28 protein-coding genes are annotated in these 25,789 nt (G+C 65.1%); 17 read left to right on the top strand and 11 right to left on the bottom strand.

Annotated elements, in window-relative coordinates:
- The first annotated feature begins 166 nt into the window (after positions 1-166).
- Positions 167-919: a response regulator gene (locus tag AMS69_RS06480; protein WP_053967265.1), complete on the top strand. Its 753-nt coding sequence runs from the start codon at positions 167-169 to the stop codon at positions 917-919.
- A 48-nt stretch (positions 920-967) separates the two neighbouring features.
- On the opposite strand, the gene AMS69_RS06475 is transcribed toward AMS69_RS06480, so the two are convergent.
- Positions 968-1,234 (bottom strand): thioredoxin family protein, encoded by a 267-nt coding sequence (locus AMS69_RS06475; RefSeq protein WP_053967264.1) that lies wholly within the window; start codon positions 1,232-1,234, stop codon positions 968-970.
- 115 nt (positions 1,235-1,349) lie between these two features.
- Between AMS69_RS06475 and AMS69_RS06470 the strand changes: the two genes are divergently transcribed.
- Genes AMS69_RS06470 through AMS69_RS06460 form a run of 3 tightly spaced genes read left to right on the top strand, consistent with a single transcriptional unit; the run spans position 1,350 to position 3,327 of the window.
- Complete coding sequence (locus AMS69_RS06470) at positions 1,350-1,511, top strand: preprotein translocase subunit Sec61beta (RefSeq protein ID WP_053967263.1); 162 nt, start codon at positions 1,350-1,352, stop codon at positions 1,509-1,511.
- 44 nt (positions 1,512-1,555) lie between these two features.
- On the top strand, positions 1,556-1,930 hold the full coding sequence (locus AMS69_RS06465; RefSeq protein WP_053967262.1) for a DUF7532 family protein: 375 nt from the start codon (positions 1,556-1,558) through the stop codon (positions 1,928-1,930).
- Positions 1,927-3,327, top strand: coding sequence for a DUF402 domain-containing protein (locus AMS69_RS06460; RefSeq protein WP_053967261.1), 1,401 nt, complete (start codon positions 1,927-1,929; stop codon positions 3,325-3,327). Before AMS69_RS06465 ends, AMS69_RS06460 begins: the two co-directional genes overlap by 4 nt.
- Positions 3,328-3,347: 20 nt before the next feature.
- Here the strand turns inward: AMS69_RS06460 and AMS69_RS06455 are convergent, their stop codons facing one another.
- Positions 3,348-4,748: an LVIVD repeat-containing protein gene (locus AMS69_RS06455; RefSeq protein WP_053967260.1), complete on the bottom strand. Its 1,401-nt coding sequence runs from the start codon at positions 4,746-4,748 to the stop codon at positions 3,348-3,350.
- Positions 4,749-4,791: 43 nt separating this feature from the next.
- Positions 4,792-5,370, bottom strand: a complete 579-nt coding sequence (locus AMS69_RS06450) for an LURP-one-related/scramblase family protein (protein ID WP_053967259.1) — start codon at positions 5,368-5,370, stop codon at positions 4,792-4,794.
- A 135-nt stretch (positions 5,371-5,505) separates the two neighbouring features.
- Here AMS69_RS06450 and uvrA point away from each other — a divergent pair, with 135 nt between their 5' ends.
- A complete protein-coding gene (gene uvrA / locus AMS69_RS06445) occupies positions 5,506-8,502 on the top strand; it encodes an excinuclease ABC subunit UvrA (RefSeq protein WP_053967258.1) in 2,997 nt (998 codons plus the stop codon).
- Here uvrA and AMS69_RS19605 read toward each other — a convergent pair.
- Positions 8,499-9,080: a DUF3368 domain-containing protein gene (locus AMS69_RS19605; RefSeq protein ID WP_077067768.1), complete on the bottom strand. Its 582-nt coding sequence runs from the start codon at positions 9,078-9,080 to the stop codon at positions 8,499-8,501. The two genes, uvrA and AMS69_RS19605, sit on opposite strands and share 4 nt — an antisense overlap.
- A complete protein-coding gene (locus tag AMS69_RS06435; protein ID WP_004514901.1) occupies positions 9,077-9,373 on the bottom strand; it encodes a UPF0175 family protein in 297 nt (98 codons plus the stop codon). Before AMS69_RS06435 ends, AMS69_RS19605 begins: the two co-directional genes overlap by 4 nt.
- A gap of 127 nt (positions 9,374-9,500) precedes the next feature.
- On the opposite strand from AMS69_RS06435, the gene AMS69_RS06430 reads away from it, so the two are divergent.
- The 3 genes from AMS69_RS06430 (at position 9,501) to AMS69_RS06420 (ending at position 13,673) form a co-directional block, all read left to right on the top strand.
- Positions 9,501-10,268 carry a hypothetical protein gene (locus AMS69_RS06430; protein WP_053967256.1) on the top strand — a complete coding sequence of 256 codons (768 nt, stop codon included), beginning with the start codon at positions 9,501-9,503 and terminating at the stop codon, positions 10,266-10,268.
- 163 nt (positions 10,269-10,431) lie between these two features.
- Complete coding sequence (locus AMS69_RS06425) at positions 10,432-12,657, top strand: pentapeptide repeat-containing protein (protein WP_053967255.1); 2,226 nt, start codon at positions 10,432-10,434, stop codon at positions 12,655-12,657.
- Positions 12,658-12,698: 41 nt separating this feature from the next.
- Positions 12,699-13,673, top strand: coding sequence for a hypothetical protein (locus AMS69_RS06420; RefSeq protein ID WP_053967254.1), 975 nt, complete (start codon positions 12,699-12,701; stop codon positions 13,671-13,673).
- 57 nt (positions 13,674-13,730) lie between these two features.
- Here the strand turns inward: AMS69_RS06420 and AMS69_RS06415 are convergent, their stop codons facing one another.
- The gene (locus tag AMS69_RS06415; RefSeq protein WP_053967253.1) at positions 13,731-14,117 is read right to left on the bottom strand and encodes a hypothetical protein; all 387 of its coding nucleotides are present in this window, start codon (positions 14,115-14,117) and stop codon (positions 13,731-13,733) included.
- A 135-nt stretch (positions 14,118-14,252) separates the two neighbouring features.
- Here AMS69_RS06415 and AMS69_RS06410 point away from each other — a divergent pair, with 135 nt between their 5' ends.
- Entirely contained in the window at positions 14,253-15,335 is a 1,083-nt protein-coding gene (locus AMS69_RS06410) for a geranylgeranyl reductase family protein (protein WP_053967252.1), read from the top strand.
- A 64-nt stretch (positions 15,336-15,399) separates the two neighbouring features.
- On the top strand, positions 15,400-16,404 hold the full coding sequence (locus AMS69_RS06405; RefSeq protein WP_053967251.1) for an AI-2E family transporter: 1,005 nt from the start codon (positions 15,400-15,402) through the stop codon (positions 16,402-16,404).
- Between the two features lie 27 nt (positions 16,405-16,431).
- On the opposite strand, the gene AMS69_RS06400 is transcribed toward AMS69_RS06405, so the two are convergent.
- Positions 16,432-17,226, bottom strand: coding sequence for a sulfurtransferase (locus AMS69_RS06400; RefSeq protein ID WP_053967250.1), 795 nt, complete (start codon positions 17,224-17,226; stop codon positions 16,432-16,434).
- Between the two features lie 264 nt (positions 17,227-17,490).
- On the opposite strand from AMS69_RS06400, the gene AMS69_RS06395 reads away from it, so the two are divergent.
- The 3 genes from AMS69_RS06395 to AMS69_RS06385 all read left to right on the top strand — a co-directional run bounded on the left by AMS69_RS06395 (position 17,491) and on the right by AMS69_RS06385 (position 20,537).
- Positions 17,491-18,354: a sulfurtransferase gene (locus tag AMS69_RS06395; protein ID WP_053967249.1), complete on the top strand. Its 864-nt coding sequence runs from the start codon at positions 17,491-17,493 to the stop codon at positions 18,352-18,354.
- Positions 18,355-18,589: 235 nt separating this feature from the next.
- Positions 18,590-18,895, top strand: coding sequence for a hypothetical protein (locus tag AMS69_RS06390; protein WP_053967248.1), 306 nt, complete (start codon positions 18,590-18,592; stop codon positions 18,893-18,895).
- A gap of 409 nt (positions 18,896-19,304) precedes the next feature.
- The gene (locus AMS69_RS06385) at positions 19,305-20,537 is read left to right on the top strand and encodes an MBL fold metallo-hydrolase (RefSeq protein WP_053967247.1); all 1,233 of its coding nucleotides are present in this window, start codon (positions 19,305-19,307) and stop codon (positions 20,535-20,537) included.
- A gap of 8 nt (positions 20,538-20,545) precedes the next feature.
- Here the strand turns inward: AMS69_RS06385 and AMS69_RS06380 are convergent, their stop codons facing one another.
- The gene (locus AMS69_RS06380; RefSeq protein WP_053967246.1) at positions 20,546-20,725 is read right to left on the bottom strand and encodes a ribbon-helix-helix protein, CopG family; all 180 of its coding nucleotides are present in this window, start codon (positions 20,723-20,725) and stop codon (positions 20,546-20,548) included.
- Between the two features lie 152 nt (positions 20,726-20,877).
- Here AMS69_RS06380 and AMS69_RS06375 point away from each other — a divergent pair, with 152 nt between their 5' ends.
- Entirely contained in the window at positions 20,878-22,110 is a 1,233-nt protein-coding gene (locus AMS69_RS06375) for a hypothetical protein (RefSeq protein ID WP_053967245.1), read from the top strand.
- Positions 22,111-22,152: 42 nt separating this feature from the next.
- Positions 22,153-22,281, top strand: a complete 129-nt coding sequence (locus AMS69_RS21045) for a hypothetical protein (RefSeq protein WP_274378000.1) — start codon at positions 22,153-22,155, stop codon at positions 22,279-22,281.
- A 37-nt stretch (positions 22,282-22,318) separates the two neighbouring features.
- Here the strand turns inward: AMS69_RS21045 and AMS69_RS06370 are convergent, their stop codons facing one another.
- Entirely contained in the window at positions 22,319-23,395 is a 1,077-nt protein-coding gene (locus AMS69_RS06370; protein WP_053967244.1) for a hemolysin family protein, read from the bottom strand.
- 53 nt (positions 23,396-23,448) lie between these two features.
- Entirely contained in the window at positions 23,449-24,390 is a 942-nt protein-coding gene (locus tag AMS69_RS06365) for an oxidoreductase (RefSeq protein ID WP_053967243.1), read from the bottom strand.
- 84 nt (positions 24,391-24,474) lie between these two features.
- Between AMS69_RS06365 and AMS69_RS06360 the strand changes: the two genes are divergently transcribed.
- A complete protein-coding gene (locus AMS69_RS06360; RefSeq protein WP_053967242.1) occupies positions 24,475-24,729 on the top strand; it encodes a glutaredoxin family protein in 255 nt (84 codons plus the stop codon).
- A 75-nt stretch (positions 24,730-24,804) separates the two neighbouring features.
- Positions 24,805-25,104 carry a hypothetical protein gene (locus tag AMS69_RS06355; RefSeq protein ID WP_053967241.1) on the top strand — a complete coding sequence of 100 codons (300 nt, stop codon included), beginning with the start codon at positions 24,805-24,807 and terminating at the stop codon, positions 25,102-25,104.
- A 46-nt stretch (positions 25,105-25,150) separates the two neighbouring features.
- Here the strand turns inward: AMS69_RS06355 and thiE are convergent, their stop codons facing one another.
- Positions 25,151-25,786: a thiamine phosphate synthase gene (gene thiE / locus AMS69_RS06350; RefSeq protein ID WP_053967240.1), complete on the bottom strand. Its 636-nt coding sequence runs from the start codon at positions 25,784-25,786 to the stop codon at positions 25,151-25,153.
- Positions 25,787-25,789: the final 3 nt, after the last annotated feature.

Below are 25,789 nucleotides of genomic sequence, written 5' to 3'. Positions count from 1 at the left end.
CGAGAAGTGAAACCGCGCTCGCTACGCTCGCGCGGTATGCTTGCCACAACTGCCGGACCGTCCGCAGCATGTCATCGCTGCCGCGGCCCCCGCACCTGCGAGTTGATTATCAAATGGCTCAAAGTAGCCATCAGTTACTTATGAATTCCAGCCCCGACGATGAGGAATGGAGCCAGGTGACTCCCTATCGATACTCCACGTCGACGACGACGCGGCGCTGGGAGCCCTCGTCGAGACGTATCTCGAACGGGACGACAGCGGCCTCGACTGCGTCGTCACAACGGAGACGAACCCCGAGACCGCGCTGTCGCTGATTCGGTCGCCGGAGACGGACTTCGATTGTGTCGTCAGTGACTACAACATGCCGGAGATGAACGGCATCGACTTCCTCGAAGCCGTTCGGGAGACCCATCAGGAGTTGCCGGTGCTGCTGTTCTCCGGAGAGGAGACCGGTGACATCGCCGCCGAAATCATTCAGGCCGGTGTCACCGACTACCTCAAGAAATCCGTCGGAACAGACCAGTACACGTCGCTCATCCGCCGGGTCGAACACGCCGTCGACTCGGGGGGCAGTTTCGAGCCCGACGGAAAGGTCGAACTCAGCGGCGTCGGCGTCATCGGCACAGACGAACGCTTCGAGCGAGTCGACGAAACCTACGCCTCGTACTACGGCTACGGATCGGAGGAACTCGTCGGCAAGCACTGGTCGGAACTCCACCCGAGCAACGAGGTCCAGCACATCAGAACGCACGTCATCCCTGTCGTCAGAAGCGGCGGGAAGTGGACTGGCCAGAGCAAAGGGTTGCGGGCCGACGAAACCACGTTCACCGAGTCGAAGATGGTGACGGCGCTTGAGGGCGGCCGGATGCTGATTGCCGTCGACGAAATTGACGATTCGAGGCTGGCCGAACAGGAGTGAGCCAGCGGTCGCTACCGGACCGTGTCACGAACCGCAAAAACGACTGTGTTACGCCGAAGCCTGCTGCAGCGCGTCGCTGATGTCGTCGGCCTGTGTGACGCCGACGAAGCGCTCGACGATGCCGTCGTCGTTCTCGATGATGAGCGTCGGCAGGGAGCGTACCTGGTACTCGTTAGCAACATCCTGTTCCTCGTCGACGTTGATCTTCTCGAACTCAACGTCAGTCCACTCCTCTTCGAGGTCTTCGAGGATCGGGTCCTGCGTTTTGCAAGGGCCGCACCAGTCCGCGTAGAAGTCCTTCAGTGTAACCGTCATAGTACTCTATTCGTGTTAGCCCGCGGTATCTGATAAGGGTTATCCATATGTACCTCTCGTACGCAATCGCGGACGACCCGAAAGGCTTAGTGTTGGTGATACACCACCCTGAAGTATGAGTGGCAGCGACGGCGGCGGACTGATGTCCAGTGCGGGACTGGTCCGGTACTTCGACGCCGAAGACCAGAACACGATCCGTATCGACCCTCGAACAATCGTCGCGACCGGCGTCATGTTCGGGCTGTTGATGCTCGTGCTGAACGCGATGGTCGTGTAGGCGATTCCGCACTGTTTTCCTCTCCCCGCCACTGACTCGCGGGTATGCACTTCACGCAGCGCGAACAGCAGGCGCTCCGCGATGCTGGCGTTGAGCAAGCGACCATCGAAGCGGCCTCCGACACGGTGATCGAAGCCACTGACGACGCGGCCGGAGAACTCGAAGACTTCTTCGACGGCCGCGAGACGGTGTATTCGGATATGGACATCGCCCACAGTTCCAGCGATATTCAGGAACATACCGTCGAGTACTGCGACCTGTTCACCCACGCCGACGACATCCGCGGCTACCTGCGCTTTGACACCTGGGGCGTCCCGGTCGAGGGCGGACGGGTCCTGAGCGACGAGAAAGTAGAACTTTCGCTGGGGCCGACGGTCCACGGGCGGGTCCGCTTTGCCGCCGACGAGGACGCGCTATGACCGTCCGGGTCAGGGGCATCTACGCGACGGCGCTGACCCGACTACTCCGCGAGGCTGGCCAGGAGGTCGTCCAGGCGTCGGGCCCCATCGAGGACCGCTTCGACGGCGCGTTCGCCGACGAGCGGGCGGCAGTCACCGTGACGACGACGGACGACCAGCAGGGCGTCGGCGTCGTCGGTGACCGCGACGTTGCCGCCGCCGTCACGGACCGCCTGACGGACCTCGGGCGAGACACGCTCCACTGGGACGACCCGACGCCCAAGGGCGCGGTGTACGCGGGCACCGTGACCGAGACGCTGGGGAGCGGGGCGGTCGTCGACCTGGGCGACGGCGAAGGATTTCTCCCGTACGCCGCGTCCGAGGAGCGCATCGAGACGGGGGATACGCTCCGGGTGCAGGTCGTCGAGGCGAGCGCGCCGTGGACGAACGGCCGGCCCGTGCTGGACACGACCATCGCCGTCCGCGGGGACCTCCTCTCGCTCGTCCGCGGCGGAAGCGGGCCGTCGTCAGGTACCGGCGGCCCGGCGATGCTTGACCTAATCGCCGCAGACCCCCGAGAGGGCTGGGGCGTCTCGTGGGAGGCGGCGAGCGAAGACGCGAGCTTTGATGCCCTGGCCGAGGCGCTGGACGCCGCCAACGACCGCGCGGCGGCCATCGACGACGCGCTCGCGGGAGCCGACCCGCCCGGGGACTGCGCGCCGGCCCGGGACGACGAGGGGCTGGCGACGACGTGGCTGTGGTTCGGCCGCGAGAGCCGCTTCGCCCTTGACGAGACCCGCCGCGAGGTGACGCCGACGATGCCGGGCCACCACCGCGTGAAGGCCGGCGACCGCGCGGCCAGCGCCGCCGTCGACTACGTCGAGGCGCTGTGTGACGACCCCGAGACCGGCGAGACGGACTTCCCCTTCGCCGTGACGGCCCGGCAGTTCGGCCCGCAGGTCGGCGGGTCGCTGTCGCTGGGCCACGGCAAGCCCGACGGCCGGCTCATCACACTGGGCAACGGCGAGGTCCAGGCAGTCGACGACGACGGGACGGTGACCATCGAACGGGAGATGAGCCCCGGCGGCACCTACGACGCGCTGGGCGTGCCCAAGGAGGCCGGCGACGTGGCCGAGACGAAAGTCAAGGAGGGACGGTGGTGGTATCCGACGGTGTACCGCGACAGCGACGGCGAGAAGAAAGGGACCTACGTCAACGTCTGTACGCCCGTCGAGGTGTTCCCCGACACCGCCCGGTACGTCGACCTGCACGTCGACGTGGTGAAACACGCCGACGGAACCGTTGAGCGGGTCGACGACGACGAACTCGACGCGGCCGTCGAGTGCGGACACATCTCCGAGGAGCTGGCCGAGCGCGCCCGGAGCGTCGCCGCCGCTGTCAAGAGCGCACTGGAGTGAGCCAGCGACGCGGCACGGCGTCAGTCCCGCCGGCGTCGGGCGCGCCAGGCCGCCAGCCCGACCGCGGCGACCGCCGACCCGACGCCGAAGCCGGGACCGCCGACACCGAGGGAAGTGCCGTCCGCCGCATCGTCGGTGCCCGACCCCTCCGGCGTCGGGGTCCGTATCTGCGGGTCCGGGAACGTGTACAGCCCGGGCTGGACCTCCGTCCCCTGGCTGGCGTTCGTACTCCCGGCGACGAAACAGCCGGCGGCCCGCTGGGCGGTCCAGAAAGAGGTCGATTCGGTGTCGCGCCACTCGAAGGCGAGGTCGGGCGCGGTCGGGTCGGTCAGGTCGTGGACCCGGACCCCACCGTTGTACCACGCGGAGTAACAGCGGTCGGCCGTCAGTTCGAAGTTGTGGGCTGTCGTGAGGATGCCCCCCGGCGACGGGTCCGAGGTCGGCGGCGGGTCCAGCGTAGACAGGAGTTCGGCGTCGGCCGGGTCGCTGATGTCGTACAGTTCGATGCCGCTCGGCCCGCCGCTGTCGTCGTCGCCGAGGTCCCACGACTCGCCGCCGACGCCCAGCAGCGACGCGCCCTCGTCGACCGTCACGAAGTGGTCATTGCCCGGCGGTTCGCTCCGTTCGGTGCCGGGGTCCTCGATGGCGGCGAGGGTCTCCGGGTCCCGTCCGCGGACCTTCGCCACCAGCGAGATGTCGGTCGGGTCTGACACGTCGACAATCCACGTTCCGCCGTCCCAGTAGGCCAGATAGGCCCGGTCGTCCTGCACCCACACGTCGTGGAGCGGCCAGAGACTCGTCGGTACGTCGTGCCAGGCGTCACCGGCGTCTAACAGCGACCACTCGCCGACTTCTTGCTCGGTTTCAGTGTCGACGACGAGCAATGGATTCCCGTCGCGGTTGTTCGCGGTCAGGTAGGCGTAGCGGCCGTCGAAGTGACAGTTGTGAATCCGTGTGTCCAGTTCCAGCCCCGCGATTCGTGTCGGCTCCTGCCGGTCGCTTACGTCGAAAACCACGACACCGTGGGCTCCGTCGGCGGGGTGGGCCGGCCCGGCGGCCAGTAGCCGCGAGCCGCTGACGGCGAGGTCCTGGACGCGCTGTATCGGCCCGTCGTCGCTCTCTGCCAGCAGGCCCGTCTGCCGACCGATCAGTCTGGGGCTGGTCGGCGCAACGAGGTCGACGAGCGCGATTCCGTCCCCCGTCGCGACGTAAGCCGTGTGGCCGTCGGGGCTGGTGACGACCTCGTACACCGTTTCCATCTCCAGCACGCCCAGCGGGTCCCCGCCGGTTGGGGTGTCGGCGGCCGCTGGCTCGGCCGTTCCATCACCGGTGGGCGTTGGATGACCGTGGGTCGTTCCCGTAGCCAGCCCGATGCCTGTTCCTGCGAGGGCGAGTCGTCGGAGGACCGTCCGGCGGCGCATAGCCGTCCCTGAGAGAGCCAGGGCAAGAAGGATTCCGGTGGCGTCAGTTCCCCTGAATCGCGTCGATAACCATCGCCGCGGCGATGATCGGCTCTTTTGGAACCGTGCTGGCGTCGTCGATGGTAATCTCGTAGCGGTCCTTCAGCGAGAACTGTCCGTCGATGTTGCCGACGTGGTTGCCGTCCTGGTCGGTGATCTCGTACTTGTGGGGAATCCACCCGCCGAACGGGACGACGTTGCGGGCGATAGTCACGAGCGCACCCTGAGAGTTGATTTCGGCGATTTTCGCCTCGGTACTGGCGTCCCGAATCTTCCACGTGTCCTGAAAGATCGAGTAGTCGTTGTCGAGGATGACGATGTCCTCGCCTGTCTTGGAGTCGGTGAGTACGTAGTTGCCGGCCACGTCGATGATGCCGCCGGCGTTGACCTCGAACACCTCGTCGCCGTTCGCGTCGACGAACGGGAACTGCTCTTTCATCTTCAGCATCTTCTGTTTCCCGCGGAGAACGACGTTCCCGGCGGCGTCCATCGCTTTGTACTTGTTTCGGACCAGACTCTGTTCAACTGTGTAGCTGTCGTCGGAGAGGTCAATCCCTGCGATGTCGTAGTCGCTCGTTCCCATACTAATCTCATATTCGATATTCGTGGTAAATCTTTCGCCACACTGTCTAAAATAAAATTAGTCAGGTGCGAGGCGTCGTCTATCGGCATTCGAACCGACAGGGTTTCCCTCCTGCCGGCCAACGAAGATGCAAAGATGAGCAAGGATATCATCGAGGTCCGAGGGGCCGAGGAACACAACCTCAAGGACGTCGACGTGGAGATTCCCCGCGAGGAACTGACAGTCGTCACCGGGCTGTCGGGGTCGGGCAAGTCCTCGCTCGCATTCGAGACGGTGTACGCCGAAGGCCAGCGGCGCTACATCGAATCGCTCTCCGCCTACGCACGGAATTTCCTGGGGCAGATGGACAAGCCACAGGTCGAGAACGTCGAGGGGCTGTCGCCGGCCATCTCCATCGACCAGAAGAACGCCGCCAACAACCCCCGCTCGACGGTCGGGACTGTCACCGAACTCCACGACTACCTCCGCCTGCTGTACGCCCGCGTCGGCACGCCACACTGTCCAGAGTGTGGCCGCGAAGTCGGCGAGCAGTCCGCCCAGAACATGGTGTCGCGGATTCTCGAACTCCCCGAGGGAACCCGAGCGAAACTGTGTGCGCCGGTCGTCCGCGACCAGAAGGGAGCCTTCGAGGACCTGTTCGACGACCTCGTCGGCGAGGGGTACAGCCGCGTCGAGGTCGACGGCGAGGCGTTCGACCTCACGCTGGACCGACCCGAACTGGACGAGAACTACGACCACACAATCGACGTGGTCGTCGACCGCGTGAAGATATCGCCGGACGCCCGCTCGCGTATCACCGACTCCGTCGAGACCGCGCTCGAAGAGGCCGACGGGACGCTGAAAGTCATCCTGCCGGACCCGGCGGAGGGGGCTTCGGAGACGCTCGGCGGGTCAGACGCCCGGGCAACGGGGGACCTCGCGAGCGAGGCGCGAAGCGCCTCGGACGACGCGAGCGGGCAGCGCCCGCGAGGGAACGACCGCCTCGTTGTCGAACTCTCGGAGGACCTCGCCTGCACGCACTGCGGTATCGACATCTCCGAAATCGAGACGCGCTCGTTCTCGTTCAACTCACCGCACGGGGCCTGCCCGGAGTGTGAGGGGCTGGGCGAGACGAAGGAGGTCAGCGAGGACCTCGTCATCACCGACCCGACGAAGCCGCTCAAGCACGTCTTCGAGCCCTGGAGCTACGACCGGACGTACTACTCGCGGCAACTGGACAACGTCGCCGAACACTTCGGCGTGGACCTCTCGACGCCGTTCGAGGAACTCGACGAGGACATCCAGCGGCAGTTCCTCTACGGCACCGACAGCAGAGTCCACTTCGAGTGGCGGACGAAAAACGGGACCCGCGAGAAGACCGAGCGGTTCGAGGGTGTCATCCCGAACCTCGAACGCCGCCACGTCGAGACGGACTCCGATCGCGCCCGCGAGCACATCGAGGAGTTCATGGCGACGACGACGTGCCCGGCCTGTGAGGGGACACGGCTCAAGGCGGAGTCGCGGGCGGTGCTCGTGGACGGCACCTCGATTACCGAGGTCAACGAGATGTCTATCAGCGACGCGCTGGCGCACTTCGAAGGGATGGAGGGGAACCTCTCGGCCCGCGACCGGAAGATCGCCGAGGAGATTCTCAAGGAAATCCGTGCCCGCCTTGGCTTCATGACCGAGGTCGGTCTGGACTACCTGACACTGGACCGTGAGGCCTCGACGCTGTCGGGCGGGGAGAGCCAGCGTATTCGGCTGGCGACTCAGATCGGCAGCGGCCTCGTCGGCGTCCTCTACGTCCTCGACGAGCCCTCTATCGGCCTGCACCAGCGCGACAACGACCGGCTGCTGAACACCTTAGAGGAACTGCGTGACCTCGGGAACACGCTGCTCGTGGTCGAACACGACACCGAGACGATGCGCCGAGCCGACCAGATAATCGACATGGGGCCCGGCCCGGGCAAGCGCGGCGGCGAGGTCGTCGTCAACGGCCCGATGGACGAGGTCATCGACACCGACGCGTCGGTGACCGGGGAGTACCTCTCTGGCGAGCGGACGATTCCCGTCCCCGACAGCCGGCGCGAGGCCGACGGCGAACTCACAGTTCGGGGCGCGCGCCAGCACAACCTTGCGGACCTCGACGTATCCATCCCGCTGGGGACGTTCACCGCCATCACGGGCGTTTCGGGGTCGGGCAAGTCCACGCTGATGCACGACGTGCTGTACAAGGGGCTCGTGCGTCGGATGAACGACACCGACGTGAACCCCGGCGAGCACGACGCCATCGACGGCCTCGACGACATCGAGACGGTGCGGCTCATCGACCAGTCACCCATCGGCCGAACACCCCGCTCGAACCCGGCGACCTACACCAACGTCTTCGACCACATCCGCGAGCTGTTCGCCGAGACCAGCCTCTCGAAACAGCGCGGCTACGAGGTCGGCCGGTTCTCCTTCAACGTCAAGGGCGGCCGCTGTGAGGGTTGTGGCGGCCAAGGCACGGTCACCATCGACATGAACTTCCTCTCGGACGTGACAGTCCCCTGTGAGGAGTGTGGCGGCGCGCGCTACAACGACGAGACGCTGGACGTGACCTACAAGGGCGCGACCATCGCCGACGTGCTGGAGATGACCGTCGAGGAGGCCTACGACTTCTTCGAGAGCCACGGCGGTATCCGCCGGCGGTTGGAACTGCTGAAAGACGTGGGGCTTGGCTACATGCGGCTGGGCCAGCCCTCGACGACGCTGTCGGGCGGCGAAGCCCAGCGCGTGAAACTCGCCGAGGAACTCGGGAAGAAGGATTCGGGCGAGACACTGTACCTGCTGGATGAACCCACCACCGGGCTCCACCCGGAGGACGAGCGCAAGCTCATCGACGTGCTCCACCGACTCACCGACGACGGCAACACCGTGGTCGTCATCGAGCACGAACTCGACCTGATAAAGAACGCCGACCAGATCATCGACCTCGGTCCCGAAGGCGGGGAGAACGGCGGCGAACTCGTTGCGCAGGGGACGCCGGAGGACGTGGCCCGCACCGAGGCGTCCTACACCGGTCAGTACCTCCGCGACCTGCTGCCGAACGTCGACCTGGAGGGGCCGCGAGCGGACCGCGACGTGGCCCAGCCGGCGGCTGACGACGACTAATCGGCCGCGTCGTCGATCAATCGCTCCGCTCGCTTCACTAGACTTGCACTGAGGCGAGCCCCGACTTCATCCATCGCATAGAGCGTCTCCTTCGCAGCGTCTGGTTCGATATCTCTGGTTTCCACGGCACGAACGAGTACACCGATTGTCCCCGAAACGGGTATCGATATCGACTTACAAGCCTGCCGGAGCGGTTTGTCATCGGTGATGACGACACACTCGTCCGCAAGTTGAGCGCCGGTGAGCAGTGCAACATCGCCGTTGACGATCATTGGAACTTTACTTTCGGTATCGATAACCGACCCAGGATCGTTCCCGAGTCGAGTTGCTGAATCGGACACGAGTTTATCCTTATCTTCCTCTCCAGCCCAAGCGAGAATATTAGTTTGAACGATGTTCCCTTCATCTATGCAGGTGTCGAGTGCTGATTTAGCAGGCTCTTTCGAGATCTCGAATTTTACCGCCCGAGGGACGACTAATCCGCCACGCACGGAATCGAGTAAATCAGTCGATCCGGTTTCAGCTAATGTAATAATAACGCTCGCATCAAGAAGTACGACCCGCCCGTTCCAGGTCATCGTAGCGCATCCACGTCGTCTGCGAGGTCGGCCTCATCGTAGTTCGACAGCACCCCACGGTCATTCGCTTCGGCCATCATCTCCGCGATGGTGAGTCCCGCTAACTCCGCCGCACCGCGCATCCCCACGTCTCCTTCTTGATACCGCTGAAGGGCGACACGGATGAGTTCCTCGCGGGCACCCTGACGGATTGCCTGCCGGATGGCATCGCTCCGACTCTCTCCTTTCGCCTCAGCGAGACGCGCCACCAGATCGAGTTCCGTATCACTCATTCGAGTCGTGACGTTCTCCATATGAAATACAACGCATTGCATCGTATTAAGCGTGCGGCCAGACACCCAGATTGGGCCGTACTTTCGTATAAATCTCCATACGAGCCACCAACGCTTTTCACGCTAGCGAACCCTGTTACAGCCACTCATGGCCCAGTCGACAGCGGATCGCGTCGAACGAAAACGGGGTATCGGTGGGTTGGCGAAACAGGCGAACCCCGCCTTTGCCGTCGGGGCGGTTGCTATCCCGCTTATCGCGTTCGCGGGGGCACTCGCCAGCGGAAACATCCGCGCGCTGACCTACGTACACGTGATGGCCGGGGTGCTGTGGACCGGTATCGACCTGTTCATGGGCCTCGTGTTGGGACCGGTGCTGGGCGGCCAGGAGCCCGAGGCACGAGCCGACTTCTTCACGTCGTTCACGCCCAAGATGACGTTCCTGATGCCGACGCTCGCGGCAGTGACTATTTCCGGCGGCATTCTGCTGGCGCTTCGCCTCGGGAAGTTCCCCAACGCCGACCCGTGGCTGGCGCTGCTGACCGCCGCGACGCTGATTCCCGTCGTCCTCCTCGTCGGCTACCAGTTCGACGCGCTGACCGACCCGAAGACGCTGGGCGTCCTCGGCGTCGCCGTCGCTGGGTCCGGCGCGTACCTGGCGACCGCGCTCCCGCAGTTCGCGATGACCTCGTGGTGGATCATCGCCACGCTTGCTATCGTGACCGTGCTGTCCGTGCAGGGTTTCGGCGTCATCTTGCCCGGCGAGGTCCGCATCTACCGGCAAGTCGTCTCCGAGACCCCGGACGTCGACCTCGTCTCCGAGATCGGGATGCGAAACGCCAGACTCGGGGGCCTGCAGGGCCTAATGCAGCTGGCGATCATCTTCGTGATGGTCGGCCTGCGCTGGTGGACGCCGTAGGCACGGTTTCTGTATCACAATCGACGGACAATTCCGGAAACGCCGGGCCGCCCACCTAGAGCGAGTCCGGCAGGCTGCGCCGGCCGGTGAGCAAGACGGCAGCCCCACGACGCGAGAGTGTGGAAGCGCTTATCACCTTGCCTGTCGACCGTTTCTGGCAACGATGGGTTGGTCGGGACACGCCGAGAGTCGCTGTACGTTCACCTACACCCTCTCAGAGTTCGAGGGCGAACCCGAACGGGAGTGGAAGTGTCCACACGGCGCAATCAAAGGCAGGGACCGCTGTCCGTTCCACTGCCAGCCCGAGGCCATTCCCGACGACGTGGCCGTGTCCGAAGCGTTCCTCGATTCAATTGCTGGAGACCCTCCCGAGAGTCGCCAGGACCGCAAGCGAGCAAAACAGTTCATCGGAGCCACCTTCGACGGTCTCGACCTGTCGAACGCGGTTGTCGATGCCGCCGACAACCATCCGGTCGACCTCCGCGGCGCGACAATCGGCCGGCTTGACTGTACCGACAGCGAGTTCGGCCAGCGCCTCGACCTCCGGGGCACGACGGTCACGGACACGGCGACGTTCGACGGGACGTACCACGAGATCGACGCGAAAGACGCGACGATTGCAGAGGCGGTGTTTACCGGGGTGACGGCGGACCGCGTCGACCTCAGGAACGCACAACTGGACACCGCTGCGTTCGAGCGCGCAACGCTCTCTGAGATTGACGCCCGTGACGCGACACTCGGAACTGCGACCTTCGACCGGGCCTCGATGACCGACGCCACCTTCGACCGGGTGACCGTCGACGACGGCTCGTTCCAGCACGCCACGCTGGAGATGGCAGATTTCGACGAGGCACAGTTCGGGACCGGAGACTTCTACCACGCGACCTTCGACGAAGCGGACTTCCGACAGGCGGAGTTCGGCACGGCGCGGTTCTACGGCGCGACGTTCAGCGGCGGCTACTTCAACGAGAGCAGCTACGACGAGGCCGTCTTCGAGCGGGTCGAGGCCGAGCGGCTCTATCTCCCCGACGTGACGCTCACCGACGCGACGTTCGCCGACGCGGCGATTTCGATGAAGCTGGTCGTCCACGACGCTGTGCTCGTGGATGCCGACTTCGAGGGCGCAACCGTCGAGCGACTCGACGCCACGGACACGACGCTAGTCGCCGCGTCGTTCGTCGACGCCGCCGTCACCGATCTCCACCTGGACGGGGCGACGCTGGCGAGTCCGCAGTTCGAGGACAGCGAAATCGACCGACTGCGCGCGACAGATGTGGCCTGTACGGGCACCGTCCGACTCCACGGCTGCACCGTCGGCGCGGTCGACCTTCGGCCAGCGGCCGTCGGACCGGACGGCGTCGGACTCGTCTCGCTCTCCGAGACCACAGTCGAAGACGGCACGCTCGGCCAGCCGGATACAGGCGCAGTGGTGTATGACCCCGAGCGAGCGACGCTCGGCACTGTCCGATTCGAAGGCGACGGGACGCAGAGCGTCCTCGACTACGTCGCGTTCTACCGGACGCGGTTCGCGGGCTTCGACTTCCGCGACGACGATGCCCTCGACTTGGAGGCGTCGAACTATCGGCTGCACGAACTCGACAGCGGACTGTGGGACGGCCTGCGGACCGCGCTGGCGTACCCGTCGGCCCTCGACGAGGCCGTCAAAGCCCTGGCAGACGGCGGCGGGAACGGTGAAGCTGCCGAGCCGGGCGCTGTCCCGCGAGTCGCAGCCACCGGCGAGGACGGGGCGGGTTCGACCACTAGCGATGACAACACAGCCGCGACGGCCGACGAACCGCCGACTCCACTCGATGTGGCGGCCGAGCAGGCCAGCGGCCACGCGCTCCCGACAGCCGCCCGCGCCACCGCCGAGCGACTTGCGACGGCCACGAAGGGGCGGATTGAGGCCGCCGCCGGCGAGGTGACGTACCTGCGGGCGAAAAACGGCGCGAACGACATCGCCGACAACACCGCCGCCTCCGAGTTCTTCATGTCGCAGATGGCGTACCGGCGGCGCTGTCACTCCCAGCGGGTCCGGAACAGTGCGGCGTCGTTGCGAGAGCGCGGTCGGGCGCTCGCCCGCTGGGGAATGAACGCGTTCCTGTTCGTGACCACCGGTTACGGCGAGCGGGCGTCGTACACGCTGGCGGCGTCGGCTGTACTCATCGCCGCCTACGCGGGCCTGTACCTCGCTCTCGCGCCGGACCTGTTCGGGAGCGTGGGCCAGTACGCGCAGCTCAGTCTCGGCTCGTTCATCGCCTTCTTCCTCGGCGGCGTCGGCGAGGTCAGCGATCCGACCGTCTCCCTGCTGGCCCAGTCCGAGGCGTTCCTCGGCGGCTTCTTCGTCGCGCTGTACGTCTTCGCGCTGACGCGGTCGGTCAGTCGCTGACCACCACCAGCTTTCTTCGCTCGGGCCTCGTACAGTCGGCTATGGACACCGTCTACGCCGCACTCGGGGACCGCGTCCTCGTCGGGGACAGCGACACCGGCTGGGACGACTGCTTTCTCGGTCACGACATCGAGTGCGTCGCCGCGAGAACGGCGGAGCCGGAGCGTGCCTTCGCGGGCACAGCCGACGCCGGCCTCCAGCGGACAACCGACCGCGGTGCGACGTGGGAATCGGTCCTCGACGCCGGCGACCGCGTGACGAGCGTGACGGGCAGCCCACAGGACCCTGACGTGGTGTGGGCCGGAACGGAGCCGAGCGCGGTCTACCGTTCGGCCGACGGCGGAAAGACGTGGACAGAGCGGCCGGGGGTGACCGACCTCGATTCGGCGTCGCGGTGGTCGTTCCCGCCGCGGCCACACACCCACCACGTCCGCTGGCTCGCGCTCGCCCCAGACGATCCGGAGCAGGTGTACGCCGCCATCGAGGCCGGCGCGTTCATCCGTAGTCCGGACGGCGGCGAAACGTGGGTCGACCATCCCGACGATGCTCGGCGGGACAACCATACGCTGGCCACCCACCCAGACGCCCCGGACCGGGTGTACACCGCCGCCGGCGACGGCTTCGCGCTGTCGACCGACCGGGGAGCGACGTGGACCCACCCGCAGGACGGGCTGGCCCATCGGTACGTGTGGGGGCTGGCCGTCCACCCCGACGACCCGGACCGCGTCGTCGTCTCGGCGGCCAGCGGCCCCCGGTCGGCTCACAGCACCAGCGGCGAGAGCTACGTGTATCGGTGGAACGGCGAGCGCTGGACACAATCGATGGACGGCCTGCCGGGGCCGGACGGGCTGGCCCGTCCGGTCCTCGCCGCCGACCCGGACGGTGGCTTTCTCGCGTTGACGAACCACGGCCTGTTCCAGTCGAACCGCGGGGAAGCGTGGACGCGACGCGACCTCGACGACGGGGACTGGCCGACCGACTACGAGCAAGTCCCGAGCGGGCTGGCCGTCGTCTGATACCGCCACCGCCTGAGCGGATTTGGTGACACCTAGAACACACAGCAGACAGAAGCCCTACACGGCGGTAACAGCCACGGACCCGATGCCGGCCGTCACGACCGTCGCAACAGCAGAGAGCAGGAGGATTTTCGCCGCTTTTCGCCGGTCAGCGCGAACAGCCTCACTCGTGTCTACGCGGCCGCTTTCCCCTCCGGACCCCGAAAGGTCGTAGCGGGCCAGCGCTCCGAACGCGACACAGAACCGGAAGTAGTCCTGAAACGCGCCGAGGTACCCGCCGAAAATGAAGGGGACAGTCGCCCACAGCGACAGTCGAGGGACTGCGCCGACTCCGACGGCGACTGCGATGCCAGCAGCGACCGCGAATGACCCAATGGCCGACAGTCGGCGGGTGCGGCGCTGGTTCGCCCCGATATTACACACTCCGGGCTGATACTCTGCCATAGGCCATACCAGGGGTTACGCCGACAAATACGTCCTGCTTCGTCGAAGACACGACGGGTACTGACGCGGTGAGACAGTGCCAGCAATCCGTACGAATCAAGAAGCTATTTGATTCGTGACACCGAGAGAACGTGTATGTACGATGTTGTGGTGGTCGGCGCGGGTCCGGCTGGGTCCCGGTACGCGCGTCAGGCGGCGAGCCGGGGGCTCGACGTGGTGGTGTTCGAGCAGGGGGAGATCGGCAAGCCACTGGCCTGTTCGGGCCACGTGAGCACAGATATCTGGGAGTTTACCGAGGACGCCCGCGACGACCTGTTCCAGAACGAGATTTCGGGCGCTCGGTTTCACACTGGCGGTCCCGGAAGTCAAGACCACCCCTTCTACAAGGACGAAGTCATCTCGAACGTCATCGACCGCGTCGGTCTGGACAAGCACCTCGCCGACGTGGCCCGCGATGCCGGCGCGGACGTGCGCGAGGGCCACTCCGTCGTCGGCGTCTCCGAAGACAGGGACGGCGTCACCGTTGAAGTACGCGGCGACGACAGCGTCGAAACCCACCGCGCGAAGATGGTCGCCGGCTGTGACGGCCCGAAGAGCCGCGTCCGGCGGGAACTCGACCTTCCCGAACCCGACGAACTGCTGCATGGCGTCCTCGGGTTCAGCGACGAGGTCGACCACGGCGACTTCGTGGACGTCCACCTCACCGTCCCACGCTTCTTCGCGTGGCGCATCCCGCGGGGCGAGGCCGGCGTCGAGTACGGGCTGGCCGTCCCGCCGGGCGACGACGCCCGCGGGCGGTTCGAAGAGTTCGTCGACGGCTACGGGGTCGAGACCGACCGCCGCTGTTCTGGACTTATCCCCATCGGCCCGCCGAAGCGAGTCACCGGCCGACGGTCGTTCCTCGTCGGCGATGCCGCGGCCCAGACCAAGCCTTTCACCGGCGGCGGCATCCGCTACGGCATGACTGCCGCCGACCACGCGGCCCGAGAGATCGACCCCGACGACCCGGCGACGCTGGGCGAGTACGAGCGCGCGTGGCGCGACGACCTCCGACAGGAGATCCGCCTCGGTCACGCGGTTCGGGCTGGCTACTCTGCGCCGGAGCCGATACAGAAAGCCGGGATGAAAGCCTTCGAGGGCGAAATCGGCGTCCACATGGACCGGCCGACAACGCTGTTCTCCCGGGAGCAGTTAGCAGCGCTGTTCTCCCGGTCCTGACGGACGTGTTACCGCTCTGGGGTGTGCAGATAACGTTTTTACCGCCCGATAAAAAAGGACGGGCGTGGTAACACGCCGACGTACCTACGTCCTCGCGGGCCTGCTCGTTCTTACCGGCTGCCTGACGGCAGTCCTGCTCGCGCGGGTGCTAGCGACGATTTTCTTCGCAATCACGGTCGCATACGTGCTGTTCCCCGTCTCGGAATGGCTTGGACGCCACGGGCTCAACAGGCGCCTGTCGGCGGCTGTGACAACAGGTATTGCCTTCATCAGTGGGACATTCATTATCGTCCCGCTCGGGGCTGTGCTGTATCTCCGCCGCCGCGACCTGTTTTCGTTCTTCCAGCAGCTCCCGTCGATGGTGACCCTCGAATTCGGCGAGTTCAGCTACCCGGTCGAGATCGATCCGACGTTGATAGCCGCCCGGGAGACACTCACGGCTGTTGCGGTGGATCTAGCCGCTGAATCGCCCGTGCTGGCGCTGAAGGCCGTCCTGTTTGCGATCCTCGTCTACGCGATGCTCTGGCAGCCACAGGCGCCAAAAAAGGCCGTCTATCGGACGGTCCCGGCGTCGTATCACGAGGTCGTCAACCGACTCCATCAGCGGCTCCGGGGGACACTGTACGCGATTTACGTTCTTCAGGCGGCGACGGCGTTCGGGACCTTTGTCGTGGCGTGGATCGTCTTCTGGCTGCTGGGCTATCAGGGCGCGTTCGCACTGGCGGTGGTCGCCGGTATTCTGCAGTTCGTTCCCGTCGTCGGCCCCAGCGTCGTCGTCCTCACCATCGCTGTCGCGGATGTTATCAACGGCAACATCACCGGGGCAGTCCTGGTGACCGTGTTCGGCCTCGTCTTCGTCGGTTTCCTCCCCGATGCGGTCATCAGACCGAAGCTCGCCCGCTACACGACGGGACTCCCGGCCAGCCTCTACTTCGTCGGATTCACTGGCGGCGTGTTGACGCTTGGCGTCATCGGCTTCATCGCCGGCCCGGTCGTCATCGCGCTGCTGGTCGAACTGTCGTCGCTGCTGACCAGCGAGCGGCAGGGCGACCAGCAGAAACTGACGTAATGTGGAGCCTGTCAGCGCGACGCCGCCTCAGTTCGTCTCCAGCGGCCGCCCCTGTGCTTCCCACTCAGTGAGACTCCCCTCGTAGAAGTCCACCCGCTCGAAGCCGAGGTGGCGGAGGACGACGTAGGTGTGGCTGATGCGCCGAGCCGTGTTGCAGTAGAGGACGACGCGCTTCTCGGGGACGATGCCGACCGATTCGAGGACAGACAGCGCCGACTCGCGCGCGAGCAGTCCCCGTGTCTCGTCATCGACGAGGTCCCGCCAGTCCAGCAGAACTGCGCCGGGGATGTGGCCCGCGTCGTACTCCTCGTCCTCGCGGGTGTCGACCAGCACCGCGTCGGGGTCGTCCGCCGCCTTGGCGACCGTATCCGGGCCGACCAGCGGCGTCGACGCCGGCCGCTGGACGGCGTACTCGGTCGGCTCGACGTCCGGCGTCTCGCTCGACGTCTCGCGTTCGAGCTGCCAGCTGGAGAAGTCGCCGTCAAGGAGGTGGAGGTGGTCGGGGTCGTGGCCGAACAGTTCTGCGGTGACCAGAAACCGCGCGGCGAAGACGCCGTGGTGGTCGTCATACGCCACGATGTCGCTCTCCGGCGAGATGCCGGCTGCCGAGAGCAACCGTGCCCACTCGTCTTCATCGGGCAGCATGCCCTCGCCAGCATCGGACTCCGCGCCGTGTTCGTCCGCCCGGAACGAATCGAAGGGGACGTTCACCGCGCCCGGGAGGTGTCCGAGGCCGTCGTACTCCCACGCGTCTCGCACGTCGACCACCCGGAGGTCGTCGCCCCGACTCGACACCCACTCCGCAGAGACGAAATCAGTCATCGTCCACGCGTAACCGCTCCGTCCGCTTGAAAACTCTCATGATGGGCGGTCGAAGGTGGATGCAAATGCTGCCGCATTTTGCGCACGCACAGCAGGACTCACATCCGGACATGGAACGCCATGGCTCCTGTCCGCTGGGCGGCAGACGTGTTGGATAGCGACAGGTCTCAGTAGAGGCAACGTCTGCCGACACGGTGGACGAGTGGCCGAACATGCCGAAAGTCGTAGTAATATATGTCTGGTAGACTTACGCTTCGATGCATTATGACTGACTACGCTAACGACGTGCTCGTCTCGGCCGACTGGGTCAGCGAGCATCTGGACGAGTTCCAGAGCGACGACCCCGCCCACCGACTGGTAGAGGTGGACGTCGACACGGAACTGTACGACGAGAGCCACGCGCCCGGTGCAATCGGCTTCAACTGGGAGACACAGCTTCAGGACCAGACCACCCGTGACATCCTCGACAAGGAAGACTTCGAGGAGCTGCTTGGCAGTCACGGCATCAGCGAGGACTCGACAGTCGTCCTCTACGGCGACAATTCGAACTGGTTTGCCGCCTACACATATTGGCAGTTCAAATACTACGGCCACGACGACGTGAAGCTGCTCGACGGCGGCCGCGAGTACTGGGTCGAGAACGACTACGAACTCACCGACGAAGTGCCAGAGTTCTCCGAAGTCGACTACGAGGCATCCGGCCCGCGCGAGTCCATCCGCGCCTACCGCGAGGACGTCGAGAACGCCATCGAGCGCGAACTGCCGCTCGTCGACGTTCGCTCGCCCGAGGAATACTCCGGCGAGATTCTCGCACCCCCCGGACTGCAGGAGACCGCCCAGCGTGGCGGCCACATCCCCGGCGCACAGAACATCTCCTGGGCGGCCGTCACCAACGACGACGGGACGTTCAAAGACTACGACGAACTCGAAGAGCTCTACGCTGAGTACGGCATCGACGGCGACTCCACGACGGTCGCGTACTGCCGCATCGGTGAGCGCTCCTCTGTCGCCTGGTTCGCCCTGCACGAACTGCTGGGCTACGACGACACCATCAACTACGACGGCTCCTGGACCGAATGGGGCAATCTGGTTGGTGCGCCTATCGAGAAGGGCGAGGCCGACGACTGAGCGTAGCGAAGAGTCGACCTCGTAGCGGAACGGCGACCACCGGGAGCCGCGAAGCAGGGCGAAGCTGAGTAAGCGTAGCGCACGAAGCTTCGAATCGGAGCGGTAGCGACTTACCTTCAGATTTTTGTGGCGCTGTTCGAGAGCGATAGCGTTCCTGAGACAGTGACATCCGTTCCGGACGGCTGTTTCGCGGCTGGGAAAAACAGCCGCGTTCCCAACCGTACATTCAAGTCAAATGCGCATCCTACACGCGAGTGTGGACCGAACGGAACTCGAACGGGAACTCCGCGATGCCTTCGACGCCGATCCCGATATCGTTACGGTCGTCGCCAGACAGGCGCGGGACCTCTCGGAATCAGACCAGTTCGTGACCGACTTCGGGGCGGAACTGACCGTTGCAGATGTCATCGACAACCTCGCGGACGCGCCCGAGGAGTATCAACTCGCTGAGCGATGGAACTGGTGGCTGGGTGCGCTTGACCTCTCGCACGGCGGCTACGCGCGGTTCAGCGTGCGACAGGACATCGACAAAACGTCCTGACCTGTCGCTGTCGGGATCTCTGTGTACGAAAAGCGGCGCGACGCCAGTTAGTGTACGCTAAGCCCGTGTGCCTCTCGTGCGTGTTCGAGGAGTTCCTCCGTCGTGTCGAACTCCTCACCGCAACTGCACGTGTGGTACGTCGTCGGGGGTTGCTGGCGTGTCGCCATGACAGGTGAACAATGTGCCCCGAGTATAATAATTGTTTATGCTAGGGTGATAACACTGCCCAACCAATGTGTTAGCTACACACAATACAATCTCCCAAAATGACTGCTTGAGGATTCATCCCCACTAAACATCGAGATATCGTCGTGTTCCGGTTCATAGATATTACGCTGGCCCGGCGGCTAACGGCACGAGTCAGCTAGAACCGACGAACGGAAACGGGCGCGACGCGTCTGTCGCGATAATGGATGTGCAGTTTCTCGGCGGGGCTGGTGAGATTGGTCGAAGCGCTGTCCTCATCGACGAGTCGTTGCTGCTGGATTTCGGGATGCTGACCGACTCGCCGCCACAGTTTCCCGTTCGGACGCCGTCGCCGGACGCTGTCGTCGTCTCCCACGGCCACCTCGACCACGTCGGGACCATCCCAGCGCTGGTGTCGGGCGACGCACGACCACCGATTCACTGGACGCCGCCGACGTACGAACTGGCGATGACACTCGCCCGAGACACACTCAAACTCCACGGAGGGACAGTCAATTGTCCGTTTACCGAGACCAACGTCAGACGGGTAACGCAGGTGTCGGAGACACACGGCTACCGCGAGTCGTTCGAGGCCGCCGGCTACGAGGTCACCTTCTACAACGCCGGCCACATTCCGGGGAGCGCACACGTTCTCGTCGACGACGGCGACACTCGACTGCTGTACACGGGCGATTTCCACACCGACGACCAGCGCCTCGTCTCCGGGACGACGGCCCGTCCGGACGCGGACACGGTCATCTGTGAGAGCACCTATTCCGATGTCGCTCACGACCCCAGAGAAACGGTCGAGGGGCGCTTCGTCGAAAGCGTCGAAACGACGCTCTGGGAGGGCGGCACCGTCGTTGTCCCCGCCTTCGCCATCGGACGAACACAGGAGATGCTGCTCATCTGTGAAGCACACGACATTCCATGTTACGTCGACGGGATGGGGAAGCAGGTGACCGAGATGCTCGGGCAGTACCCCGAGTTCGTCCGCGATGCGGACGCGCTTCAACGGGCAAAATCCCACGCCCGGTTTGTTACTGGGAAGGACGGCCAGCGCAAACGTATCACCGACCAGAAGGCGGCTATCGTCACCACGAGCGGGATGCTCTCGGGCGGCCCGGCGATGACGTATATTCCTGCGGTCCGTGGCAATCCGATGAACAAGATCACGATGACCGGGTATCAGGTCGAGGGAACGCCGGGTCGGGACCTGCTAGAGACCGGTAGTGCCGAGATAGACGGCCGGATTATGCCGGTCAGCGCCCGGGTCGAGCAGTACGACTTTTCGGCACACGCCGACCGCGAGGGGCTGCTGGCATATCTCGACGCCTATCGGGACACGCCAGTGCTGGTCAACCACGGCGACCGCTGTGAGGCCTTCGCGGCCGCGCTCCGTGAGGACGGCTACGACGCGACAGCGCCCGAACTGGGCGCGACTATCGCCGTATAGGAGAGGAGTCAGTCGCTCTCGTTCGCGTCTTCGGTGGCACGCTGTTTCAGCCACTCGTCGAGCAGGTCGCGAATCGCGGCGTCCCGGTTGTCGCGGTGGTCGGCGAACGCCTTGTCGTCAATCGCATCGAGCAACTCCTCGTCCAGTTCGACCTCAATCGATTCGAGGTCTAGAAACGCTTCGTCCATTGATTACGGGGAGTTGAACGGCCAGAGAAATATATCCTCGTCAGACAGCCGTCGGTCAGTCGCGTGACAGGGGGCACAAAGGCGAGAAACTCAAGAAGCATGTCGGAAACCCGCCGTGCTTTGATTACAACTCGTGTCGTATCCACGTCGTGATGGGTTCGCTACAGTCTCTTATCGGTCCCCACCGGCTCGACGCGCTCGGCGCGTGGACGGTAACGGGAATTCTCATCGGCGGCGTCGGACGGTTCCTGGCCGGTGGCGAATTCGATTGGGCAGTACTCACGGCACTCCTCGTCGCTATCGCGGTCACGGTTCCGTTCGCCACGCGGAACCTCGAAACGACAGTGCCCGCGGAGTTGCTTGGACTGGTTGCGGTCCCGGTACTCGTCCGGACGTTCGGCGGTTTCCCGCAGGTCACCCCGTTCCTCGTAATCGCCGGGGTCGCACTGCTTCTGGCCGTCGTCCTCGATGCGTGTACCTCACTGACGATGACGCCGCGGTTCGCAACGGTGTTCGTCGTCATCGTGACGATGGCCGTCGCGGGCGTCTGGGCGGTCGGTATCTATGCGACCGACACGCTACTGGGAACCGCGTTTCTCGATGGACAGACCGAGCTGATGTGGGACCTCGTCACCGCGACGGCCGCCGGTATCGTCGCCGGTGTCGTGTTCGAGGTGTACTTCGAGCGGTCGGCGCGCATCGCCCGACTGCGCGTCTCAGGCGCAGACCCATCCGAACGTGACCAGTCGGGCGCGTCCCTTCCCGGAGACGGCAAGCACCACCGCATCGCTGTCCGGACGCTACAGGCTGTCCTCGGGGTGATATCCGCTTTCGCGCTCGTCCGGAGCAACGTGACGCTGTTCGTCAACACCGGCGGCCCGCTGGCGATAACGTTCCTGCCGGCGCTGTTCCGACGGGAGTACGGCTACGCGATGGACACCGGTCTTGTGCTGTGGATCACGGTGGCCTCGACGCTGCACGCGGCCGGCGCGCTCGAACTGTACGAGGCGTTTGGCTGGTACGACAGTCTGGCCCACGCCGTCTCGGCATCGCTCGTGGCCGGCGTGGGATACGCGATCGCGCGGGCGGTCGAACGCCACTCCGGGGTGGTCGATTTCAACAGAGGATTTCGTGCGACTTTCGTCGTCCTGTTCGTCCTCGCGGTGGGCGTCGGCTGGGAGATACTGGAGTTCGCCAGCGGCGGCCTCGCGTCGGTCGTCGGCGGCGAGGCGGTCCTCGCCCAGTACGGAACGAGCGACATCGTGAACGACCTCGTGTTCAACACGGTCGGCGCGCTCGTCGTCGCGGGCTGGAGCACCGCCCACTTCGAGGGTATCGCGGCCCGGCTCACCGGCCGGGTCGGGCGGCTCGCGGGCGGGGACTGAGCGTCCCGGGAGTGACGCCACAGTACGGACAGCCCTGTCCGTATGGAGCGAGCGCGCCTCGACTTCGACCGCTACTTCGAGGTCGTCATGGAGGCCGGCGAACGCCACGGCACGGAAAACGAGGGGCCCGGACCGCTGGAGACGGCCTACTTCTACACGCCGCCGTGGTAGCCGTCTCAGTGCCGTCGACCGGGAACTGTTTTCAGCGTCAGGCGACGCCGGCCTCGGCGTCCATCGGATCCTGAATGTCGCCGACGACCTCTTCGAGCAGGTCCGTGACCGTCACCAGCCCGACGACTTCGCCGTCTTCGAGCACGAACGCGAGTTCCTGGCGCTCGGCCTGGAACTGGTCGATGGCGTCGCTGACGGTGGTGTCCGGCGACATCGTCATCGGCGGCGAGGCGACAGCTTCGAGGTCGATGCCGTAGAGCAGACCGCCCGCCCCGTCCTGTTCCTCGCGCTCGTCGACGAGCGCCGGGATGTAGACGATGCCGAGGAAGTCTTCGAGCGTCTCGCCGACGAGCGGGTAGCGGGTGTGGGGCGTCTCGGCGATGCGCTCGGCGTTGGTCGCGTCGTCGTCGCCCGGCGACAGCGCGACGATGTCCTCGCGTGGCACCATCACGTCGCCGACTTCACGGTCGCCAACGCGGAACGCAGAGATAATCTCCTCGCGGCGCTCGTCGGGCACGTCGCCGCGGTCGAGAACCGAGCCGAGTTCGTTGCGCAGTTCACCGCGGGACTCGATGCTGTCGACCTCGGCTTCGAGCCACGCGCCGGACATCTCGACGCCGAACAGCCCGAGCGTCCACTTGGCGACGCCGTCGCCGACCTTGATAATCGGCGAGATGACCCACGCGAAGTAGTACAGCGGCGTCGCGCCGTACCGGCAGACGAACTTCGCGCGCTCGACGCCGAGGTACGTCGGCGTCTGCTCGCCGTGCGTCAGGTGGACGAGGTTGATGATGAGGAAGGCGATGGCCGCGCCGGCCCCGACGCCGGCCAGCGCGGAGGACTGGAAGTACGGCTCGAAGATGGCCGCCAGCGCCGGCTCGGCGACGATACCGACCGCGATGCTGGAGGCGGTGATACCGACCTGACAGCTCGTCAGATAGATTTCGAGGTCGTCGGTCATCTCCCAGGCCCGCCGGAGGCCGGGTTCGTCGAACTCCGATTCGGCGTACTGTCTGGCCCTCGTCAGCGCGAACTCGATGGCGACGAAGAAGCCGTTTGCGAGGATCAGGGCGACCCCTGCAAGCAGCCTGAGCGCGATTTCGACTGGTTGCATGTATCGGCGGGGTTCACGTCCCGACGTAAAAAAGTGGGGCTTACCCGTCGTCCTCAGGCGGTCTCGAAGTCGTACTCAACGCCGGTGAGGTCGGTCGAGACCTCCCAGAGCCGCGCGGCGGTTTCCTCGTCGCGCGAGGCCGCGTTTGACTGCTGGAACTCGGGCGGGCCGCGCATGTCGAACAGGCCGCCGGGGCCGACGTACTCGCCGCCGATAACATCGTCCGCGGTGGCGGCGTACAGCATCGGGAGCGCGCCCTGCTCGGCGGATTGGGCCAGCACGGCGTTGGCAAGGCCCATGGCCGCTGTTCGCAGTGTCGACCCCATCTCTCGGGGCCCGCGGAACTGGAGGTCGGTGTCGGCGTAGCCGGGGTGGCAGGCGACGCTTATCACGTCGTCCCAGCCGTGGTTGCCAAGCCGGCGCTGGAGTTCGTAGGCAAAGAGGAGGTTGGCGAGCTTGCTCTGGCCGTAGGCTGACCACTTCCCGTAGGAGCGCTCGCCCTGCAGGTCCTCGAAGTCGATCTCGCCCATCTCGTGTGCGCCGCTGGACTGCGTGACGATTCGGGATTCGCTGTCGGCGGCCCCGAGGAGGTCAAGGAGGTGCCCGGTCAGGGCGAAGTGGCCCAGATGGTTGACGCCGAACTGCGTCTCGAAACCGTCGGCCGTCTCGCTCCGGGGAATCGCCATGACGCCGGCGTTGTTACAGAGAATGTCGACGGCATCGTACTCGTCTCGGAGGCCGTCGGCGAAGGATTCGACGTTCGAGAGGTCCGCGAGGTCACACTCACGGACATCGAGCGTCGCGTTCGGGACGGCGTCGCGAATCTCCGCGGCAGCCGATTCACCGCGGTCGACGCTCCGGCAGGCCATCACCACCGTCGCGCCTCTGCGAGCGAACGCCTTCGAGCCTGTAAGTCCCAGCCCGCTGTTCGCGCCGGTTACGACCACGGTTCGGTCCGTCAGCGGGGGCATGTCTTCGATAGTCCAGCCTGTCATTGCGGGAGTTACGGGCGCGAAGCACTGAAACCCATCGCCGACCAGAGAGTGAGAGTCTTATGCTGTCGCCCCCGTGTTCCAGTGATGAGCGACGTGTCGATCACCGTCTACACGCGGGAGGACTGCCATCTCTGTGAGGAAGCCGTCGAGACAATCGAGCGAGTTGCCGACGACGAGGGGGTCGCTATCGCGATAGACCTCGTCGATGTTGACGAAGATCCCGAGCTTCAGGCGGAGTACGGCGAGCGCGTTCCCTACGTCTTCGTGGACGAGTCGCCGGCGTTCAAGTACCACGTCGACGAGCGACAGTTACGCGAGAAACTGCGGCGGTCGTCGTAGCAGTCTGTAGTCACGACAGGCCCGCTGTCGCGGCTACCACCGAATTTATTAATTCTGGGACACGTCTCACCGCTGATGCCCTCCAGTATCAGCAACGCTGTGTTCAGCGAACCGTCCGGGCCACGGATTGCTCTCGTCCACTTCGCTGGGTCGCTTGTCTTCGCCGGTCTCTACGTGTCTGCCTGGGTTACCGAAGGTGCTGCCCCGGACAACTGGTTACTCGCGATGGTCGTCGGAACCGGATTAGCGGGCGTTGCGGAGGCGTTGCCAAAGCGCAGACGACAGATCGCCGGCGTCCTCCGCTCGGTCGCGATTCTCGTGTTTCTCTGTCTCGTCGTCGTTACCCTCGTCACGCCCGACCTGCTCGGTATCTGACGCCCACAAACCGGGCTGTCTCGGCGGTACCGCGAACAGGCCAGTGCTATCGCCCCTGCTCGACGGCACTGTGTAACGCGTCCGTCGCCGCCTCCGGGTCGTCGGCCTGCGTGATTGCTGTGATGACGGCGACCCCGTCCGCGCCCGCTCTGACGACCTCAACGGCGTTGTCGGCCGTGATGCCACCGATGGCAACAAAAGGGATGTCTACTGCGTCCGCGATAGCAGCGACTCGCTCGGTGCCGATGGCGTACTCCTCGTCATCGATGTCGTCTTTCGAGCCGGTAGCAAACACTGCACCGACGCCGAGGTAGTCCGCGCCGGCCGCCGCCGCTTCCCGGGCGTCTTCGACAGTTGAGACCGAGCGCCCGATGAGTGCGTCGTCACCCAGAAGCTCCCGCGCGACGGGAACTGGAAGGTCGTCGTCGCCGAGGTGAACCCCGTCGGCGTCGAGTGCCTGTGCGATGTCGACGCGGTCGTTGACGACGAACGCGACGCCGGCCTTGCGGGTCAGTTCCCGCAGTTCCCGACCGAGTTCGTAGCGTTCGCGCGCTGTCCGGTCCTTCTCGCGGAGTTGGACGACGCCGACGCCGCCGTCAATCGCGTCCGCGACGATTGCGTCGGTTGTCCGACCTGTCGAGAGCGACGCCTGCGTGACGAGATACACGTCCCAGTCGACCATAGT

It is taken from the genome of Haloarcula rubripromontorii (genome assembly GCF_001280425.1).
In the GTDB taxonomy this organism is placed as follows: domain Archaea; phylum Halobacteriota; class Halobacteria; order Halobacteriales; family Haloarculaceae; genus Haloarcula; species Haloarcula rubripromontorii.
The sequence above is the reverse complement of the archived record's forward strand: the minus strand, read 5'-3'. Positions and strand labels throughout refer to the sequence as shown.